Raw genomic sequence first — 19101 nt, 5'->3', positions numbered from 1 at the left:
CGGTTCCCACTGTTGCATGACTTGTTCTAAGGTGGCCCCAGCGCATTCACCCTTTTTGTCAAAGACGTATCCTCATGCCCTTTTTCCACCACCTGACAAGACCCTGGTACACCGCTCTCTGCCTGGGCGTTTCCCTGCCGCTGACCGCCCTCCCGGCTCTGGCTCAAAGCGAACTGGCCCAAGGCGAACAGCCCCCGCAAGAGCAGAGCGAAGCGGCACCGGCCCTGCCCGAAATGGCCGCAATCGAACAGGCCTGGAAACGCGGCGATTATGTCACCGCGCGTGCCGGGCTCGCGCAGCTGGCTCAGGAGCTGGGCACGCCGCTGGCGCAATACCGCTATGGCCGGATCCTGTTTGAAGGGCGCGGCGGGCCACGCGATATCCCCGGCGCGATCGACTGGCTGACCCGGGCGGTCGCGCAGGACCACCTGGAGGCGATCACCCTGCTGGCGCGCATCCATCTGAGCGGCGAGGACCTGGGCCTGCAACGCGATTCCGCCCAGGCCGCAGAGCTGCTGGCCAAAGCGGCGACCCGCGGGAAAAGCGAAGCCCAATATTATCTGGGACTGCTCAGCAGCGCCGGGGACGGCCTGCCCAAGGACGAAACCGCCGCCGTCAACTGGTTCCTGGCGGCCGCCGAACAGCAGCATGTCGAGGCGCAATATGCCCTCAGCCGCGCCTATTCCAAAGGTGCAGGCGTTGAGGTCAACACCCAGAAGGCTCTCAAATGGCTGACCCGGGCGGCCGAGAACGGCCATACCGACGCCCAGTTTTTCCTGGCCAATGCCTATGACGGCGGCAAGGGGGCCCCGAACCTGCCCGGCGAAGCGCTGGCCTGGTACCGCCGGGCTGCGGAAAACGGGCATATCCTGGCCGCGCGGGTGCTGGGTACCAAATACATGCAGGGGGACGGGGTCACACAGAACATGACCGAAGCGCTGCGCTGGCTCGTGCCTGCGGCGCAGGCCGGTGAACCCGGTGCCATGTCCAATCTCGGGTATATCTATACCACCGGTGCCGAAGGGGTCCCCCCCGATGAGGCCAAGGCGCTCTATTGGTATGAGCAGGCTGCCGAATATGGCGTGAGCCGGGCGATGCTGATTCTGGGCCAGATCCACGAAACCGGCCGGGGCACACCCGTCGATCCGGCCCGGGCGATGGCGCTCTATCGTCAGGCGCTGAGCGCCGGACAGCCCAAAGCCGCCGAACAGCTGACCCGGATGCAACTGGCCGGCAAACTCGACGCTCTGGCCGCCCCCCAGGAGGCCGTCGCCTGGATGGCGGTGGCGGCCCGGGATGGCACTGCAGCTGCCCAGGAGTGGCTGGCCGCCCAGGCTGTGGACGGCAACCGTCCGGCCCGGACGGCGCTGGCGCTGGTGCTTTTGGCCCAGGCCCAGACCGCCCCGGAAACTGCTCCGCAAAAAACCCAGGAGGCCGCCGCTCTGCTGCTGCAGGCCGCCGAGGCCGGAGATGCCCGGGCGCAGGCCGAGCTGGGCCAGCTCTATACCACCGGGACCGGGGTTTCTCTGGATTATGTCAACGCCCATAAATGGCTGAATGTGGCCGCCGCCAGCGGCGCCACCAAGGCGGCACAACAGCGCGACACGATCGCCAAGCTGATGACCCCGGAGCAGATCGCCCAGGCCCAGACCGCCGCCCGGGAGGTGTTTGAACAGGCGACCCTGCAGCCCCCGCAAACCCAACAGACCGTTCAGGAAAACAACTGATGCGCCACCCACGTCCGATGCGCCAGGGCTTGTGGGCCTGTCTGGTTCTGCTTGCGGTCCAGGCGATTGCCCCGGTTTTTGCTCCGGCTTTTGCTCAGACCACGTCGCCAGAGATCACCCCGGATCAGAATACCGGCCGGGCGATGGACCCTGCAACCAAAGACGCACCCGAAGAGTGGTTCGAACAGGGCGAACGCTATCACGCCGGCCAGGGCGTCATCCGGGATTTCCGAACCGCGGCCGATTTCTATCGTCAGGCCGCACAACAGGGCCATGCCGGTGCCCAGAACCGGCTGGGACAATATTATCATTCGGGCCTTGGTGTGGCCCAGGATCTGGATCAGGCCCTGACCTGGCTGGAGCAGGCCGCACAACAGGGTGATCCACAGCATTTGTTTGATCTCGCCACCGCCCTGGAAGGCTCTGATCCGACCCGCGCTGCCACGATTTACGAACAGGCCGCCGACGCCGGCCATACCGAGGCTTCGGTCAATCTGGGGGTGCTGTATCAGGACGGCATCGGTGTGGCCCAGGATCATGAGCGGGCCTTTGCCCTGTATTTCAAGGCCGCCAAGACCGGACATGCCCGGGCCCGCAACAATCTGGGATTGCTCTATGTGCGCGGCCACGGCGTGGACCAGCATTACGAAAAGGCAACCGTCCTGTTTCAGGCCGCCGCCGATCAGGGGCTGCCCACGGCCATGCGCAATCTCAGCGTCATGTATGCCAATGGGCTGGGCATCGCGCAAAGCGATGCGCTGGCCGAACAATGGGCCCGGCGCGCCAGCCAGACCCGACAGGATGTGGTCTCGGTCGATGACACCGAATTGTGCCTGTTTGACGACAGGTTGCAGCGCCCCGACAACACCCCCGACAACCGGGCCATCGCGTTACAGGCCGCCCAAAGCCGGGACCCCGTCACCCTGTTTCTCGCAGGCTGGCTCAGCTGCAGCCACCCCGAAGCCAGCATTCTCGACCTGCGCCAGGCCGCCCGGCTGTTCCGGGCCGCTGCCGACCGGGGTCATGGCCCCTCGATGCTCAATCTGGCGCAGTTCTATATTCAGGGACGCGGTGTTCCGCAGGATTTCATGTTGGGATACATGTGGTTGACCCTCGCCGGATCAGCCGGCCTGCCCCAGACGCTGGCCCAGAGCACCGCCCTGCAACAGCGCATGCCCCCCGAACAGGTCAACGAAGCCCAGACGCGTGCACGTGAAATTTGGCGGAAATTGCAACCAATGTGAACAAGATCATTGTGCACGATCTGAAAACATAGAAATTTAATAAAACTTCTTAATTCCGGGGACCCCCTCGTGTATAGTGAAGTTGCCCCAACGGCAGGCTGCCGCACGGCATATGTGCCGGAACACGGGCGAGACAAGGCAAAACGAGTGATGTTTTTTTGATTGATTTGACTGGAAGGAGCCACATGTCTCTGTTGAAAAAAGGTCTGATTCTTGCGGCCGCGCTGCCGATCAGCCTGGGTCTGGCCAGCATTTCCATGGCCGCCAATCCTGTAAAACAACATAATTCCAATGCGGTCTGGTTCGAGAACTGGACCGGGTTGAGCAACGCCAAGCTGGTGGTCTCGGCCCCGGACGGCAAGATCATCTCGATTGCTGCCCCCAGCGGCACACCTGTCTTTCAGCTCAGCGGCTCCGAAGTGGTGGATGGTATCTATCACTTTGAACTGAGCGCGGCGAGCGAGGAACAGGTCAAGATCGTAAACCCGCAGAACAACGGGCGCGGCGACGCGGCCTCTGACACCAAGGCCAAACCGTTCCATATGAACGGCAGCTTTACCGTATCCCGCGGGGTGATCATCAGCCCCGAGGACATCTCCGAAGAAGACACCAACTAGACACAACCGGACATCCGGGCCGCAAAGAGCACCGGAGCCTCTGACATAAACACAACAGGGAGTTTAACAAATGCCTTCTGTACGCACATTGAAATCACTTGCACTGGGGACCTCGGCCCTGTGCCTCGCCGCCAGCCTGGCCCAGGCGGATCAGGTCATTCTGGACGATCTGATCGTCGATGGCAGCATCTGCGTCGGCATGGACTGCGTCAACGGCGAAAGCTTTGGCTTTGACACGCTACGCCTGAAAGAAAACAACCTGCGCATCAAGGCACAGGATACGTCGAATTCGGCGTCCTTCCCGACCAATGACTGGCAGCTTACCTTCAACGACAGCACCAATGGCGGTCAGAACAAATTCTCGATCGACGATGTCGACGGTGGTCGCACCCCCTTCACCATCGAAGCCAGCGCCCCCAGCCATTCGCTCTATGTCGATGACGGCGGCCGCATCGGTCTGGGCACCGCGACCCCGGTGGTGGAAGTACATGTCGTAGACGGTGACACACCCACCCTGCGCCTGGAACAGGACGGCTCGAGCGGCTTTACCCCGCAAACCTTTGATGTGGCCGCCAACGAAACCAACTTCTTTGTCCGTGATGTGACCAACGGCAGTACGCTGCCGTTCAGGGTCCGCCCCAGCGCACCGACAAGCTCAATCGACATCGCGGCTGATGGTGATGTCGGGATCGGGACGACCACCCCAGAGGGGAACTCGCAGATGACAATTCAAGGCGATGGCTCTGATCGGGGCGTCCTGTGGCTGCGGCGGAACGGCGGCACCGGCATCGTGCTGGAGGACTTTGGTGCCTCACCGGAAATCTGGACCTTCGGTTCCGATGACAACGGGACCTTCAATGTTGCCCTGGTCGGGACCGGCATTATGTTCTCGCTCGATTCAGCCGGCAACGCGACCTTTACCGGGACCGTCACCGCGGCACCGGGCGGCGTCAACTAAGGCCCGTAACAGTTTCAAGATCAGGGGAGCCGGCCCATTTTCGGCTCCCTTTTTTGTTTCCCCTTTACAAATCCGGCCCCGTAGCGGACAGATCCTGTACGACCAGACGGCCCTGCCAGGACCCGATTGCGCAGACTTTCAGCTGATTGAACAGACACATATGACCATTCCTGTCGCCAAACCGACATTGCCCGCATTTGATCAATTCGCCGCGCTCGCCCAGGACATTTTCGACCGGCGTTACGTGTCAAACTTCTCGAAATATTGCAGATTGATGGAAGACCGGGCATCGCAGATGCTGGGGGCTGACATGCTGTCGGTCGCCAGTTGCGATATCGGCATGACCCTGGCCTGGCGCGCCCTGGGCCTGTCACACGGCGAGGTGATTGTTCCCAGCTTTACCTTTGCCTCCACGATCAACGCGCTTGTCTGGAATGGGCTGACCCCGGTTTTTGCCGACATCGACCCCGACACGCTGTGTCTCGCGCCAGACGCGGTGCGGGCGCTGATCACCCCCCGCACCGTCGCCATTGCCGCCATGCATTGTTTCGGCGAACCGGTTTCTCCCGACATTGACGTGATTGCTGCGGACAACGGTCTGGCCCTGTTTTTTGACGCCGCCCATGCCATCGGGACAACCGTCTCCGGGTCGTCCCTGGCCGGGCGGGGAGATGTTTCGGTCTACAGCCTGAGCGGCACCAAGGTCGTGACCGCCGGTGAAGGCGGGCTGATCACCTTTGCGCGCCCCGACATCCGGGATCGGTTTCTCGAATTGCGCGGCTATGGTTTCGTCGGGGATTACAATGCCAAGGCCCCGGGGCTGAACGGCAAGATTTCCGAAATGAATGCCGCAATGGGGTATCTGTCTCTCGACCTGCTCGACAGCATGATCCTGGAACGGGCCAGAGTGGCACAGCGCTATCGGGATCGGCTGGCACATCTTCCGACTCTCAGGTTTCAACCGGCCCCGGCCCCGGGAGACACCAGAAGTTACAAGGATTTCGTGATCGTCTTTGCCGATCAGACCCTGCGGGACGCCGTGGAACAGGCGCTGGCCGATCAGCAGATCGGGAGCAAACGCTATTTCTTTCCGGCCCACCGGATGGATGCCTATCGCACCCTGGCGCGGGTGGCCCCGCTGGACGTGACCGAAGACATCTATGGTCGGGCCCTGTGCGTCCCCATGTTCAGCGATCTGTCGGATGCGGATATTGATCGGATCGCCGACATCATCGAAACCGTCGCCACATCATGACCCGTCATCCCAGTGTCGAATTCCGCGTGGGTGCCAGCCCCACGCCACATTTTGCCCTGATGCTGGCCCTCCTGTATCAAAGCCTGCAGCGGCACGCCGGGTTGGACCGGTTCGACATGACCGTCATCGTCAGTGCCGGCCCCGACCAGCAGGCCGAAACAGCGGCCTTTGCCGAATGGCTGGCCCCCGAGATACGTTGCCATCCTGTCGATCCCGCCATGTTCAAGGACCACGGCGTTCACGGCGCAGCGGATCTCCGGCTGCAGCTTCCCTGCACCGCCGATGTCATGGTCTGTATAGATGCCGACATGATCGCCTGCGGTGACCTGTCCGAACTTCTGGGCGATTGTGTCGCCCAGTCAACCGTCGCCGGTGTTGTCGCCCATATCGCCCCGATCACACGACAGGACTGGGGCAATCTCCATGCCGCGGCGCAGCTGGATCCTCCCACATTCCCCTATCGCTACACGGGCTGGCCCTACATGTGGAAAAAAGAGGACCGAACGCCCGGTGCCATGATGGCCCCGCCCTATTTCAACTATGGGTTTGTTGTCATTCCAGAAGCGGCCCGTCAGTCCATCGCCGAACATCACCGCGCCTGCGCAAACGCAGCCCGCCAGGCCTTTCCCAGCAGCGTCTTCCGGTCGCAGATCTCGCTCACGCTGGCCATTGCCCACAGCGGGGTCCGTCATCGCGCGCTCGGGATGAAATACAATTTCCCCAATGATGTCGCCCTCGAAGCCCTCCACCCAAAAGAGCTCGCAGATGCGCGCCTGTTGCATCTGCTGCGGCGCAATCACATGTTCGACAAACGCGAAATCTTTGCCAGCCTGGAAACTCTGAAAGACTTTGCCGGAACCGGTTGGGAAACCGCGGGATCCCTGGAGATTGCGCGCGGGATCATTGCCGACATCCTGCCCGAACTGGAGCAGCGGGCGCGTCCTGGGCAGCTGGCACATCCCAGCTGGAGCTGGACGTCATGAGCGCACCCGGCCACGGGGACGCGCCGGCACGCCGCGAACCCTGGTTCCCGGAGCCACATCCCGGTCCGCAGCCGATCCCGCACAGACCAACCCCTGTCTGCCAATCGTAACCCGGGACGCCACGGTTGCCCCAATTGCCACCGTGGCCTCATCTTCGATGGTGACAGCCGCCCCGATCGCCGCTCCGCCGGAAATCAGGGCATGGTTGCCGATCCGGCACTGATGGCCGACCAGCGCCATGCAATGCACAATCGTATTCTCGCCGACCGTGGTGGCGACGCCGATATGTGCACGGGCACAGATGACCGAACCACGCCCGATGGAACAATGCGGGGCCACATGGGCCTCGGGGTGGATTGCCGTCACGATATCGACCCCCGCCGCGACAGCCTGGTGATACAGCGCCGCGCGGGTCTCGTTATCAACCCAGCCTCCCAGACCGATGGCCGCGGAAATCCCCTCCTGAGCCAGGGTTTGCAAACGATCCGCACGGCCGATGATCGGCACAGTCAGCACCAGCCGGTCCGGGTCGCTATCATCCGCAATACAGCCGATGACATCGAACGTCCCCATCGCCTGCAGCACATCGATGACCACCACGGCATGTTCGCCGGATCCAAGTATGACAACCGGCTTTTTCATGACGCGCCCTCGGACATGGGGGGGGCATCATCCCGGCACGGCAAGATCATCACACTGGGTCTCCTCTCCTTGCGCTGTCACCCGCCTGTGGGCACATGGTCTTTATGGCTGCAAACCCGTGAACAATCACGCCTTTTCTGCCTCTTGATCCGCTCTGGCAAGGGAGAGAAAAGAAATGTCTTTTCAGGCTTTGCCCCAGGGGGTTCGTTGCGTAATCTGTGTCCCGAAACAGATCAGAATACGACCAATTGATATGGGTGTGGCGGCCCGCCCCACAGGGCCGGCCCCGGGCCTGACTGACCGCTCGATTGACTGCTCGATTGACCGCCCGATTGACCGCTCGACTGGCCCCCCGATTGGCCCAATGAATGAGACAGACATGAATCACATGGTACATCCCCAGTTTCACAAACGCCTTGTCCTTGTCGGGATTCTCATCGTGGCGCTGGCCTGGATGTTCTGGACCGGGTCGCGCTATCCGGCGCTGGACGAAAAGGCGATGATGTCGGGTGCCATCCAGCTGGAGGATGCGCTGAGCTTTGAGGCCAAATTCCCCATCACCCCGGACATGGGGCTGCTGGAGCGGATCTTCTGGTCGACGCTCAACTGGGTCAATACCAACAAGAAAGGCATGACCTTTGGCATTCTCTTTGCCGCCGCCTTCCTGACCGCGACCGCCTATCTGAAACAGCGCAGTTTTTCGGGCGGATTTGCCAATTCGCTGCTGGGCCTGGCCATCGGCACGCCGCTGGGGGTCTGCGTCAACTGTGCCGCGCCGATTGCGCGAGGGATGTATTCCGGCGGGATGCGGGCGGAAACCGTGCTGTCGGCCATGATCGCATCGCCGACCCTGAACATCGTGGTGCTGACCATGACCTTCAGCCTGCTGCCCTTTTACATGGCCGTGACCAAGATCGCGCTCAGCCTGATCGTGATCCTGGGCGCGGTGCCGCTGATCTGCCGGATGCTGCCCCAGGCACAGCGCGCCCCCGACCCCCACATTTCCGCGCCCCAACCCTGGAGCGCCGGAGAGCTGGGCACAGCCACCAGCGAACCCCTGTGGCAGGCCCTGTTGGCGGTGCTGGTCAGCTATGCGCGAAACCTGTGGTATATCGTCAAGATGACCGTACCGCTGATGGTTCTGGCCGGGTTTCTGGGCACCATCGCGGCGGTTTTCCTGCCCCCCGAGATGGTCACCGGGCTGGAATTCGCGCTTTGGATCCTGATCCCGCTGGCGTTGGTTGGTCTGTTTCTGCCGGTGCCCATTGCCTTTGACGTGGTTGTCACCGGGGCCCTGCTGGGGCTGGGGATGAGCCAGGGGTATGTCATGGCGCTGTTGTTCACCCTGGGCACCTTCAGCATCTATTCCTTCTTCATCGTGGCCCAATCGGTGTCGCTGCGCAGCGCGCTGATGCTGTCGGGCGCGGTGCTGGTGCTGGGCATCCTGGGTGGCATCGGTGCCCAGAGCTATCACGACTGGCAAACCCGCCGGGCGCTGGAGCTGCTGCTGGGCGAAGCGCCCGGCTCTGATCCGGGCCTCTGGGCGGCCCAGGCCGCCACGCTCGAAGCCGCGCCCAACGGGATCGAGGTCACCGCGCGCCCTTTTGCGCCCTCCTCCCCGCCGGGTGACGCGCCATTCACCCGGATCGAGGCCGACACCATCGGTATCGACAAGCCGCTGGAATTTTCCTTTCGCGACATGTGGCCCCCGTTCTGGGAAGGCCGCAGCCTGGCGGCGGGGGATCTGGACAATGACGGCGATACCGATCTGGTCATCGCGTCGACCGAAATCGGGCTGTATGCCTATGAAAACGACGGCCACGGCCAATTCACCCGGCTGACCCTGCCGCCCGGTCCGCTGGGCGACATGCATGTGTTCAACGCGGTGCTGGCTGATATCGACAATGACGGCTGGCGCGATCTGTTTGTGGCCACCTACCGACAGGGCAATTATCTGGTGATGAACCGCGCCGGACAGCTCGACACCGCCAACCCACAGCCCGTCAAAAACCGCCCGGACGCGGTGCTGTCGCTGGCGCTGAGCCTGGCGGATGCGGATCGCGATGGCGATCTGGATGTGGCTTTGGGCAATTGGGCGGCGGGCTGGTACCGCCGGGTGCCGGGCGAGGAATCGCGCAACCGCATCCTGTGGAACGAAGACGGCGCGCTGACCGGTGACAGCTATCTGGATCTGCCCGCCATCCCCGGCGAAACCCTCAGCATCCTGTTTTCCGACATCGACCGCGACGGGGCCCAGGACCTGCTGGTGGGCAATGATTTCGAAATCCCGGACGCGATCTATTTTGGCGATGGTGCCCGCGGGTTTGACCAGATCACCCATCAGGACGGGCTGATCCCGCAGACCACCACCACCACGATGACGATCAAATCCGACGATCTGACCGGCAACGGCCATCCCGAACTCTATCTGGCGCAGATCGCGGGCCGCTCGTCCGGGGTCTCAGACACGCTCAAGATGCAGCCGCTGGAGCAGTATTGCGACGGCATTGAAAACCCCGAGGCGCTGGCCACCTGCCGCAAGAACATGAAGATCAAGACCTGGTACAAATCGGGCAACAATTTCGACCCGACCTATGCCGCCCGCTGTCAGGAACTGGACGGGCGCGATCAGGCCGAATGCAAGGCAATGCTGGTCAAGGATCTGGCGATCCAGCAGAACAACCCCGAGATCTGCGCCCTGCTCCCCGCCACCCAGCTGGTGGCGCGCTCCTATTGCGAGCTGCATTTCCGTCCGGCCCGCGCCGTCACCGCCGCCGAAGCCGCAGCCTCAATCCAGCAGATCCTGCGCTCGAATGTGCTGCTCGAAGCCCAGGCCCCCGGAGATCTGCGCAGCGCAGGCTATGCCGACACCGCCGAGACGCGCGGTCTGGATGTGGGCGGCTGGAGCTGGGACACCAAAATCGAGGATTTTGACCTGGATGGCGATCTGGACGTCTATATCGTCAACGGCACCTGGGTTCCGAACGAGGTCAGCCCCTCGAACCTGTATTTCGAAAACGACGGCAGCGGCACTTTCACCGAAACCTCCGGGCCCATGGGGCTCGAGGATTATCTGATGACCGCCTCTGCCGTGGCTTTTGACGCCGACGGGGATGGCGATCTGGATATTCTGACCCACCCGGTGAACGGGCCGCTCAGCTTCTTTCGCAACACCACACAAGCGCCCCGATCGGTTGCCGTCACGCTCGAGGACCACCTGGGAAACCGCGACGGGATCGGTGCCATCATCGAAATCGAAGACGATCAGGGAAACCGTCAGAGCCGGGAACTCCAGCTGGGCGGCGGCTTCATGTCCTTTGACGCGCCCGGGCGCCATTTCGGCCTGGCGCCGGGGGCCTCCCTGTTCCGGACCCTGCGCATTCACTGGAGTACGGGTGACACCAGCGTGATCCCCGGCCCGTTCGAGCCCGGCCAGAGCTACCGGATCCGCCGGGGCGGCTGACCCCTAGCCGCCCTTGCGCACCATCTTGCCATTTTCGAAATGGATGCCGCATTCGGTTTTTTCGCTGTCCGCCCAGCGACCGGCGCGGGGGTCTTCGCCGGGTTTCACCGCCCGCGTACAGGGGGCACAGCCCACCGACAGATACCCCTGCTGCATCAGCGGATGGCGGGGCAACGCGTGGGTCTCGTAATAGGCGTCGGTCTGGTCGCGGTCCCAGTCGATCAGCGGGTTGACCTTGATCCAGCGGTCCTGGATTTCGAACAGATCTATTTCGGTCCGGGTGTCGGCCTGGCCCCGTTTGCGGCCGGTGATCCAGCAGTCAAGGCTGCGCAACGCCGCCAGCATGGGCAGGGTCTTGCGCACGTGGCAGCACAGATCGGGGTTGGCCTTGTGCAGATCCCCATCCGGGTCATCCGCGTCGACCCCTGCGGGCCGCGGCGTCACGGTCTGGATATTGCACAGGCCCAGCTGCTCGATCAGCTGATCGCGATAGGTCAGGGTTTCGGGGAAATGTTTCCAGGTATCCAGAAAGATCACCGGGACATAGGGGTCGATCCGGCTCACCATGTGCAACAGCACCGCAGCCTCGGTGCCAAAGGACGAAACCAGCCCGATCCGGCCGGGAAAATCGCTGCGGATGGCCGAACGCAGAATATCCTCGGCCTGCTGACCGGCGTGCCGGGCGCTCAATCCATATGCCCGATCCTTCAGCTCCAGCCGGGCATTGGTTTCAAATGTGGTCATCTCTATGTGCTCCGATGATAGTCATTATAAGCGCAAACTGTCCTGCCCCCGCCCTGATGTGTCCCACAGCAGGTTGCTGTCTTCCGGTCTGTCCCTAGCGTTGCATTTGACGGATCATCCCGGTGATGTCTTCGCGCTCGACCAAGTCGGCCATCAGGGTGCTCCATCCCTGAGGCGCATAGTCCGAGACCGCAGTCTCCGGCGCAAACGCAGAGAGGTTGGCGTGCAGCAGACCGTCCTTGAGTTCGGTGATCCCCCAATTCTCACCCTCCTCGACCCACAACAGAAGATGCGCTGCGTTCTCAGCCCGAAGGTGGCGATGGAGCTGGTCCAGCTTTTCTGAATCGAGCCTGCTGCGCCCCTCGGTGCTCTTGATGATATACAGGGCCGGCTTGTGCCGCATCTGTGACCAGAACCGGGTTGCCAGAAAATCCAGCCTCTGTTTTTCGGCGGTATAAAGCGTCTCGAACAGATCCGGGTCCGGCTGCAACCGGAGCTGGCCATCCGCCGCAACATCCACCAGCCCGCTTTCGAACGTGATGCCGCTGGCCCCGTCCTGCACCCGGGTCGGGCCACAGGCCCGCAGGGTCTCGCGTTGAAACAGCGGCCCCCGGGACCTGAAATAGCCAAGCAGATCATCCGCCGACAGGTTGGCCCAGCGAAAGAGGCTGGCCGGCTCATAGCCGCGATCGCGCTGCCAGGCCCCGTATTCGCTGTTGTCCCCCAGGCTTTCGGTCATCCGCATCAGCTTGTGGACACGCAAATCAGGCTCGCGGCGTCTGGCTGGGGCGGCGTCGTTCTTGCGCCGTTTGAGCCGTCTCAGATCCCGCAGCCATGTCCCGGCCTCCTGCGCCAGCACCGGCTGCGCGCTCTTGAGATCCGGCTCCAGCGCTCTGGCCAGCACCTTCTGTTCCCGGACCCCCAGGGCCGGGTGTTGGGCATTTCGACCCTGGGCACCGATCTCGTGAAAAAAGCTCTGTTCGGGGCGCGTGGCTATATCCGCGCTCAGGGCGACCCCAAGGATCTCTGCCAGATCCTGCAGTGTCTGCTTTGGGTCGCGCTGGATATCCTCATAGCGGAGAATGTGGAGGTCCTCCCCGAACACCTCTCCCCAGGTGTCTATCACCGTGGCGTAATCCCATCGCTTGCGCTGCAGGGGGGTGCTCAGGAAATCCTTGAGATCTTCGACCGACGGGAGCCCCCGATACCGGCCCTGGATATGAAAATGCAGCCGGATCTGAGACGCCAGCCGCTCCATCGGTTCGCGGATCAGATACAGGACCTTGCTGCCCTCGGGCAGGCCTGCGCGCAGGTCCCTGATCCTGTCCCGGTCCAGAAAACACAAGGTGGGCGAAATATCCATGGCCGGGCGATCCGGCTGACACATGAGATCCAGATATTCATCCACCGACGGCGCGCGGGTTTGCGGGATCTGCGAAAACCCGGCCAGCCAGGTCTCCTGGGCCTCCCGGTCGTGCACCTCCGCCAGCCGGGCCGCCGCGGTCCCGATCGCCCGGGTGCGTTCCGCATCCGAACGCCGACTGTTCCAATACCGGACTTCCTGAATCTGAGGCACAAACAGGCCGGGATGCAGGCTGAATTCATGAAACAGCCACGGCGTTCCTGCGCGCGGCGCACCAATACAGAGATGGACGGGATTGCGTGTCGTGTCTGTCGGTTCCATCGCTTTGACTATGCCCCTCGAAATCCGTTCGTTTGAAGCATGGTGGCGGTTCTTCCGGGGTTCGCAAAGATTTTTGGCTGTAAAATGACGTCTGGCGCCGCCCCGCGCCTGGAAAATGCCTGAAAAATACCCGGAAGCACAAACAGAAATCTGTGCTTCCGGATTGGTTATTTGACCCGGATCAGCGCCAGAGCGAGACGCAGGGGATCTTGGTCTTGTCGCAGCGTTCCGCGTATTTCTGAGCGATCTCGCGCACTTCGTCCATGACGCCTTCGTTCAGCTTGATGGGCTCGAGGCCCAGGCCGAGGAAGCGGTCGTTGGCAACATGCAGATCGTTTTCGGCAGCTTCGTTGCGCGGGTTGTCCAGATAGGCGATCTCGGTGCCCATCATCTCGTGGATCATCTGCGCCAGATCCCGCACCCGGTGGGTTTCGGTCATCTGGTTGAGAATGTTCACACGCTCGCCCGCCTGCGGTGGGTTTTCCAGCGCCAGCTCGACACAGCGGCAGGTGTCCTGGATGTGGATGAACGCGCGGGTCTGACCACCGGTGCCATGCACGGTCATCGGATATTCCACTGCGGCCTGCATGATGAAACGGTTCAGAACCGTGCCATAATCGCCGTCATAGTCAAACCGGTTGATCAGACGCTCGTCCAGACGGGTCTCTGCGGTCTGGGTGCCCCAGACGATCCCCTGGTGCAGGTCGGTGATCTTGACGCCGTCATTCTTGTTGTAGAAGTGGAAGAACAGCTGATCCTGGCTCTTGGTCATGTGATAGATCGAACCGGGGTTGGTCGGGTACAGGATTTCCTGCTCCGCTTCACCGGCGGGGGTGTCGATCTTGACCTTCAGATACCCTTCGGGGATCTTCATGCCGGCGGTGCCATAGCCGTAAACGCCCATGGTGCCCAGGTGGACCAGGTGGATGTCCTGGCCGCTTTCGGCGATCGCCGCCAGAACGTCATTGGTGGCGTTCAGGTTGTTGTTGACGGTATAGCGCTTGTGCGACGCGGATTTCATCGAATAGGGGGCCGCGCGCTGCTCAGCGAAATGGATGATCGCGTCCGGCTTTTCGTCTTTGATCAATGTCAGCAGACGATGATAATGCTTGCCCACCGTGAAATTGTGGAAGGGCACGTCTTTGCCGGTCAATTCTTTCCAGACACGCAGGCGCTCGCCGATCGGACGGATCGGGGTCAGGCTGTCCACTTCCAGTTCGATGTCGATTTCACGGCGTGACAGGTTATCGACGGCAATGACATCGTGTCCCCGCTTTGAAAGATGCAACGTCGTGGGCCAACCACAAAACCCATCCGCGCCAAGAACGATTACTTTCATTTAGAATACCTCATTGAAGTCCGTATGTAGGTTTTCGCAACCCAGCGTCGACAGACGAAAAAGCCCACCGATCTCTTTGTCGCTTCCAAGAAGCTTCTGACAGTCTCGGCCTTATAATTCAATAGTCGTCAACCAATTTCGCCTGACCTGCGCGCATGTGCTCAATCTCTGCGCGACAGAAGGCAGAACCACGCCGCAAATGGTCCGAAATCATAAAAATTCTTGCCTTGCAGGCAACATTCAATCAAAGCATACCCCCAAATTACCTGACCACGACCAGGGTGCAACCGTTTGGTGGCCCAGAGAATGAGGACAGCCAGAACACAGGAAAAGCACTGATCGGAGCCGAACGCGACCTGCGGTCCTGTTGACAAGCAGCCCCCCCCCGGCAGACTGTTCCAACCAACTTTGCAAAACATATATCAACTCTCGTCGACACAACTATCATACACACAAGATTATTGGGCAACATGTCGAAATCTACCGTTCTTACATCTGATCCGGACACCTCTGTGGCCGCGCCGGCCGCCACTCAGGATCCCCTTCCCGCAACCGACAAGGATGACAGCCTGCTTCGGACCAACCGGTTGACGGATGCCGTTCGGAACAAGCTGGCACAGCATTTTGATTCCGAGTTCTACCTGAAGGCCTACCCCGATGTTCGGGCAACCGGCATGGATCCGGTCGAACATTATTTCTACTTCGGCTGGAAGGAAGCACGGAATCCGAGAGAAGATTTCAAGACCGAAGCCTATCTGAAGAAATACCCCGAACTTCTGGCCTTTGGCAGTTGCCCGCTGTTGCATTTTGCGATGGGGTTGGACACTGGCAAACGCATGCCGGTCTCGGTGCCGCTTGCCTCTGAGGGCGCGCACCCGATCCAGGCCGGGCCGTCGATCACGCTCAAAGTGCCGCCGGTCGCGGACCTCAAGCTCATCCGCCCGTTCTTTGACGAGACATTCTATTGCGACGAATACCCGCATGTGACCCGGCTGGGTGTGGATCCGCTGGTACATTACATGACCATCGGCTGGATCGAAGGCAATGATCCCAGCGCAGAGTTCTCGACCTCTTTCTATCTGAAAAAGAACCCCGACATCCGCAAACAGGGGATCAATCCCTTCCTGCATTACCACAAGTTCGGCAAAAAAGAGAAATGGCGCCAGGGTCGGGCCGTTTCCCGCGTCGAAGCCTATGCGCTGGAGGCCTTTGACCCCGGCGGTGCGCTGGCCGACGCGCTGAGCGAAGCGCTTGAGCTGGAACCGATGCTGGGCTTTCCCAACAATGTGAACCGGATCGTCCGCTCGCTGCCCCTGACCCATGGAAAGGTCGTCGATCTGGCGGCCAAGCTGCGCCGGACCTTTGCCGGGCGCACATTCTCCAATGTCGTTCTGGTGCCGCATGTCCGCATGTCGGGTGCCACCCGCATCGGCGGGATGCTGACCCATGCGCTGGCCAATCTGCACGGTGACCAGGAGGTGCTGCTGGTCCAGACCGACGCCTCGCATTTCGAATTCCCCGAATGGTTCCCGGACTCGGTCATGCACCTGGACCTGAGCACCGAGATGGAGGGCATGAGCGAGGACGAAAAGTTCAAGATCCTGACCGATCTGCTGTATGGCATCGAAGCCAAACATGTCTTCAACGTCCAGAGCCGCCTGTTCTGGAACCTGATGCGCGCCTTTGGCAAACAGATCGGCCAGGAGATCAACATCACCAGCTATCTGTTCTGCTGGGATGTCACGGTCACCGGACTGCGCACCGGTTATCCGATCCAATGGCTGCGCGACACCGTCGATTTCCACCATTCGGTGCTGACCGACAGCGCCTTTCTGGCCCGCGACATCCGCACCCGTTTCGGGTTCACCGGTGACCAGGCACAGCGGGTTCAACCGCTGCTGAGCTATACCGACCTGCTGCCCGAACCGGCCCCCGCCTCGGGCCAGCGCCGCCCCCGCGCCATGTGGGCCGGACGGCACGACCGCCAAAAGCGGATAGACATCCTGGTCGATATCGCGCGCGCCAACCCCGAGATCGATATCTGGGTCTATGGCAAGCCGGTCCTGGATCAGAAAACCCTGAAAGATTACAACCCACCGTCCAATATCTACGACCAGGGGGCCTTTGACAGCTTTGAGGAGACGCTGGAAAACGGCTTTGACTTCTTCCTGTACACGGCCGAATGGGACGGCATTCCCACCGGGCTGCTCGAAGCGGCCGCGGCGCGGTTGCCGATCGTTGCCCCCGATATCGGCGGCATTTCAGAATTGGTCGATGCCACCACCGGCTGGTTGGTCGCGGATTACCAGGACGTCGATGGCTATCGCACTGCGATCGGCGAATTGCTGGGCGACCGGGCGGATGCCCAGGCACGGGCTGAAACGCTTTATGCAAAGCTTGGGGAACAGTTCTCCCCCGATGCCTACCGCAATGATCTGAAGAAAGTACTGCCCTGACATGTTTGAGTATGACATTACCACGATCCTGACCGGCCACCGCGAAGGCCGCCTGTCCGTCGCCACCCTGCGGTCGATCCGCGCCGCAGTGTCCAAGGCCCGGGCCGCAGGCCTGAGCGTGCAGGAAATCTATGTGCTCGACCGGGCCAACGAGATCACCACCTCGGTGTTCCGGGCTGCGGCCGAAGAGGCCGGGGAACATGCGCTGCTGCTGGAAACCGACCTGGGCGACCAGGGCGCCGCGCGCAACCACGCCATCACCCAGGCCCGCGGCAAACGCACGGCCTTTCAGGATGGCGATGACCTGTGGACATCGGATTGGCTGGTCCAGGCCTGGACCTTCCTCGAAGAGGTCGGACCCGATGTGGTCGCGCACCCCGCCTACAACTACTTCTTCGAAGGTCAGGCCACCATCTTCCGCCAGATTGATCAGGACAGCGACGAATACCGCCCCGACATGCTGCGCCTGTTCAACTACTGGGACGCGCTGGCCATGTGCGACACTGAATTGTACCGCCGCTTCCCCTTCCCCAAACGCGACATGGCCAACGGCTGGGCTTATGAAGACTGGGGCTGGAACTGCATCACTGTCGATGCGGGCATCCGCCACAAGATCGTTCCCGATACCACGATCTTCAAACGGCGCCGCGCCGGGTCGCAGACCATGAACGCCTCGACCGGCAAGGCCCGGATGCGGCGCAATGCGCTGATGAGCTACGGCAACCCCAACTACGCCGGCCTCTGATCTCCGGGCCTCTGATCTTCGGCCTCTGGTCCCCCGGGTACGGATCCCGGCGCGGGCCAGACCGGGCCAGACCGGGCCAGACCGGCTCAGACCGGATCGGACCGGGCCAGACCACACCAGACCGGGGCACACGCCCAAAACAAAACGGCCGAACCTGTCAAAGGGTCGGCCGTTCCTATTTCTGCTTCGGGCCACAACAGGGCCCGGGTCACACGACCAGCTCAGCCGTCGTTACGGGTGAGCCAGGTCCAGGCCGTGCGCAGCAATGTGTCCATATCCGACATCTCGGGGGTCCAGCCCAGCTTCTGACGGGCCAGCGACGGATCCGCCACCAGCTCGGAGGGATCCCCGGCGCGGCGTGGTCCCATCACATAGGGCACCTCGCGATTGGTGATGCGCTTGGTGGCCTGGATCAGCTCAAGGATCGACAGCCCCTGCCCCGTGCCCAGGTTCAGCACGTGGAATCCCGGCTCTGCCTCCATCAGGTCCAGGGCCTGCACATGCGCCGCTGCCAGGTCCATGACGTGAATATAATCCCGAATACAGGTCCCGTCCGGCGTCGGGTGATCGTCGCCGAACACCGTGAGCTTGCGGTCCGGATCCTGGGTGCGCGCCGCTTCCAGCATCAGCGGGATCAGGTGGGTTTCCGGGTCATGTTCCTCGCCGATTTCCCCGTCCGGATCACAACCGGCCGCATTGAAATAGCGCAACGCCACCGCAGACATCCCATACGCGGCCGCATAGTCGCGCAGCACATGCTCGATGAACAGTTTCGAACGCCCATAGGGGTTGATCGGGTTCTGTGGCAGCGTCTCGCTGATCGGAACCGTCTCCGGGGTGCCATAGGTGGCGCAGGTCGAAGAAAAGACGATGCGCTCCACCCCGTTGGCACGCAGCGCATCCAGCAACGCAACCGTGCCGGATGTGTTGTTGCGATAGTAGATGTCGGGGTGGTCCATCGACTCGCCCACATAGGCAAAAGCCGCAAAATGGATCGCCGCGATCGGGCGATAGGTCTCGACAACCTCGCGGATGCGCGCCGCATCCGCGATATCGCCCTCTTCAAAGGGGCCATATTTCACCGCATGGCGGTTGCCACGCGACAGGTTGTCATAACAAACCGGGATATATCCCTTTTGCTTCAGGACCTTGCAGGTATGGCTGCCGATATAACCGGCCCCGCCTGTCACCAGAACATGCTTTGACATTGGGTCTGAAACTCCTTCTTTGTGGGCTCGGGCTGG

14 protein-coding genes are annotated in these 19101 nt (G+C 61.8%); 9 read left to right on the top strand and 5 right to left on the bottom strand.

The features are described 5' to 3' along the window. Positions 1–74 precede the first annotated feature (74 nt). The 6 genes from K3727_21735 to K3727_21710 all read left to right on the top strand — a co-directional run bounded on the left by K3727_21735 (position 75) and on the right by K3727_21710 (position 6784). Positions 75–1727 (top strand): SEL1-like repeat protein, encoded by a 1653-nt coding sequence (locus K3727_21735; GenBank protein UWQ93526.1) that lies wholly within the window; start codon positions 75–77, stop codon positions 1725–1727. Beyond that, entirely contained in the window at positions 1727–2971 is a 1245-nt protein-coding gene (locus K3727_21730; protein UWQ93525.1) for a sel1 repeat family protein, read from the top strand. The genes K3727_21735 and K3727_21730 overlap by 1 nt, the downstream gene beginning before the upstream one ends. A 185-nt stretch (positions 2972–3156) precedes the next feature. Next, complete coding sequence (locus tag K3727_21725) at positions 3157–3588, top strand: hypothetical protein (GenBank protein ID UWQ93524.1); 432 nt, start codon at positions 3157–3159, stop codon at positions 3586–3588. Between the two features lie 70 nt (positions 3589–3658). Further along, positions 3659–4546, top strand: a complete 888-nt coding sequence (locus K3727_21720) for a hypothetical protein (protein ID UWQ93523.1) — start codon at positions 3659–3661, stop codon at positions 4544–4546. Positions 4547–4706: 160 nt separating this feature from the next. Then, positions 4707–5801: a DegT/DnrJ/EryC1/StrS family aminotransferase gene (locus tag K3727_21715; protein ID UWQ93522.1), complete on the top strand. Its 1095-nt coding sequence runs from the start codon at positions 4707–4709 to the stop codon at positions 5799–5801. Next, on the top strand, positions 5798–6784 hold the full coding sequence (locus tag K3727_21710) for a hypothetical protein (protein UWQ93521.1): 987 nt from the start codon (positions 5798–5800) through the stop codon (positions 6782–6784). The genes K3727_21715 and K3727_21710 overlap by 4 nt, the downstream gene beginning before the upstream one ends. Here K3727_21710 and K3727_21705 read toward each other — a convergent pair. Beyond that, on the bottom strand, positions 6779–7426 hold the full coding sequence (locus K3727_21705; GenBank protein UWQ93520.1) for a hypothetical protein: 648 nt from the start codon (positions 7424–7426) through the stop codon (positions 6779–6781). The two genes, K3727_21710 and K3727_21705, sit on opposite strands and share 6 nt — an antisense overlap. Positions 7427–7790: 364 nt before the next feature. Between K3727_21705 and K3727_21700 the strand changes: the two genes are divergently transcribed. Then, positions 7791–10889, top strand: a complete 3099-nt coding sequence (locus tag K3727_21700; GenBank protein ID UWQ93519.1) for an FG-GAP-like repeat-containing protein — start codon at positions 7791–7793, stop codon at positions 10887–10889. Positions 10890–10892: 3 nt separating this feature from the next. Here the strand turns inward: K3727_21700 and K3727_21695 are convergent, their stop codons facing one another. The 3 genes from K3727_21695 to K3727_21685 all read right to left on the bottom strand — a co-directional run bounded on the left by K3727_21695 (position 10893) and on the right by K3727_21685 (position 14656). Further along, positions 10893–11633, bottom strand: a complete 741-nt coding sequence (locus tag K3727_21695; GenBank protein UWQ93518.1) for a phosphoadenylyl-sulfate reductase — start codon at positions 11631–11633, stop codon at positions 10893–10895. Positions 11634–11727: 94 nt separating this feature from the next. Next, positions 11728–13317, bottom strand: a complete 1590-nt coding sequence (locus tag K3727_21690; GenBank protein UWQ93517.1) for a sulfotransferase — start codon at positions 13315–13317, stop codon at positions 11728–11730. A 181-nt stretch (positions 13318–13498) separates the two neighbouring features. Beyond that, positions 13499–14656: an NAD-dependent epimerase/dehydratase family protein gene (locus K3727_21685; GenBank protein UWQ93516.1), complete on the bottom strand. Its 1158-nt coding sequence runs from the start codon at positions 14654–14656 to the stop codon at positions 13499–13501. Between the two features lie 470 nt (positions 14657–15126). On the opposite strand from K3727_21685, the gene K3727_21680 reads away from it, so the two are divergent. Next, a complete protein-coding gene (locus K3727_21680; GenBank protein UWQ93515.1) occupies positions 15127–17112 on the top strand; it encodes a glycosyltransferase family 4 protein in 1986 nt (661 codons plus the stop codon). A 1-nt stretch (position 17113) separates the two neighbouring features. Then, a complete protein-coding gene (locus K3727_21675) occupies positions 17114–17857 on the top strand; it encodes a glycosyltransferase family 2 protein (GenBank protein ID UWQ93514.1) in 744 nt (247 codons plus the stop codon). Between the two features lie 221 nt (positions 17858–18078). Here K3727_21675 and galE read toward each other — a convergent pair whose 3' ends face one another. Then, a complete protein-coding gene (gene galE, locus K3727_21670) occupies positions 18079–19065 on the bottom strand; it encodes a UDP-glucose 4-epimerase GalE (protein ID UWQ93513.1) in 987 nt (328 codons plus the stop codon). Positions 19066–19101: the final 36 nt, after the last annotated feature.

The organism is Rhodobacteraceae bacterium M382, assembly GCA_025141015.1.
In the GTDB taxonomy this organism is placed as follows: domain Bacteria; phylum Pseudomonadota; class Alphaproteobacteria; order Rhodobacterales; family Rhodobacteraceae; genus Aliisedimentitalea; species Aliisedimentitalea scapharcae.
This window is presented reverse-complemented; position numbering and strand designations above follow the sequence as displayed.

What these genes read in the sequence shown, in the direction of transcription:
- K3727_21735 (UWQ93526.1), top strand. Translation starts at nt 75, where the DNA reads ATGCCCTTTTTCCACCACCTGACAAGACCCTGGTACACCGCTCTCTGC.
- K3727_21730 (UWQ93525.1), top strand. Translation starts at nt 1,727, where the DNA reads ATGCGCCACCCACGTCCGATGCGCCAGGGCTTGTGGGCCTGTCTGGTT.
- K3727_21725 (UWQ93524.1), top strand. Translation starts at nt 3,157, where the DNA reads ATGTCTCTGTTGAAAAAAGGTCTGATTCTTGCGGCCGCGCTGCCGATC.
- K3727_21720 (UWQ93523.1), top strand. Translation starts at nt 3,659, where the DNA reads ATGCCTTCTGTACGCACATTGAAATCACTTGCACTGGGGACCTCGGCC.
- K3727_21715 (UWQ93522.1), top strand. Translation starts at nt 4,707, where the DNA reads ATGACCATTCCTGTCGCCAAACCGACATTGCCCGCATTTGATCAATTC.
- K3727_21710 (UWQ93521.1), top strand. Translation starts at nt 5,798, where the DNA reads ATGACCCGTCATCCCAGTGTCGAATTCCGCGTGGGTGCCAGCCCCACG.
- K3727_21705 (UWQ93520.1), bottom strand. Translation starts at nt 7,426, where the DNA reads ATGAAAAAGCCGGTTGTCATACTTGGATCCGGCGAACATGCCGTGGTG.
- K3727_21700 (UWQ93519.1), top strand. Translation starts at nt 7,791, where the DNA reads ATGAATGAGACAGACATGAATCACATGGTACATCCCCAGTTTCACAAA.
- K3727_21695 (UWQ93518.1), bottom strand. Translation starts at nt 11,633, where the DNA reads ATGACCACATTTGAAACCAATGCCCGGCTGGAGCTGAAGGATCGGGCA.
- K3727_21690 (UWQ93517.1), bottom strand. Translation starts at nt 13,317, where the DNA reads ATGGAACCGACAGACACGACACGCAATCCCGTCCATCTCTGTATTGGT.
- K3727_21685 (UWQ93516.1), bottom strand. Translation starts at nt 14,656, where the DNA reads ATGAAAGTAATCGTTCTTGGCGCGGATGGGTTTTGTGGTTGGCCCACG.
- K3727_21680 (UWQ93515.1), top strand. Translation starts at nt 15,127, where the DNA reads ATGTCGAAATCTACCGTTCTTACATCTGATCCGGACACCTCTGTGGCC.
- K3727_21675 (UWQ93514.1), top strand. Translation starts at nt 17,114, where the DNA reads ATGTTTGAGTATGACATTACCACGATCCTGACCGGCCACCGCGAAGGC.
- galE (UWQ93513.1), bottom strand. Translation starts at nt 19,065, where the DNA reads ATGTCAAAGCATGTTCTGGTGACAGGCGGGGCCGGTTATATCGGCAGC.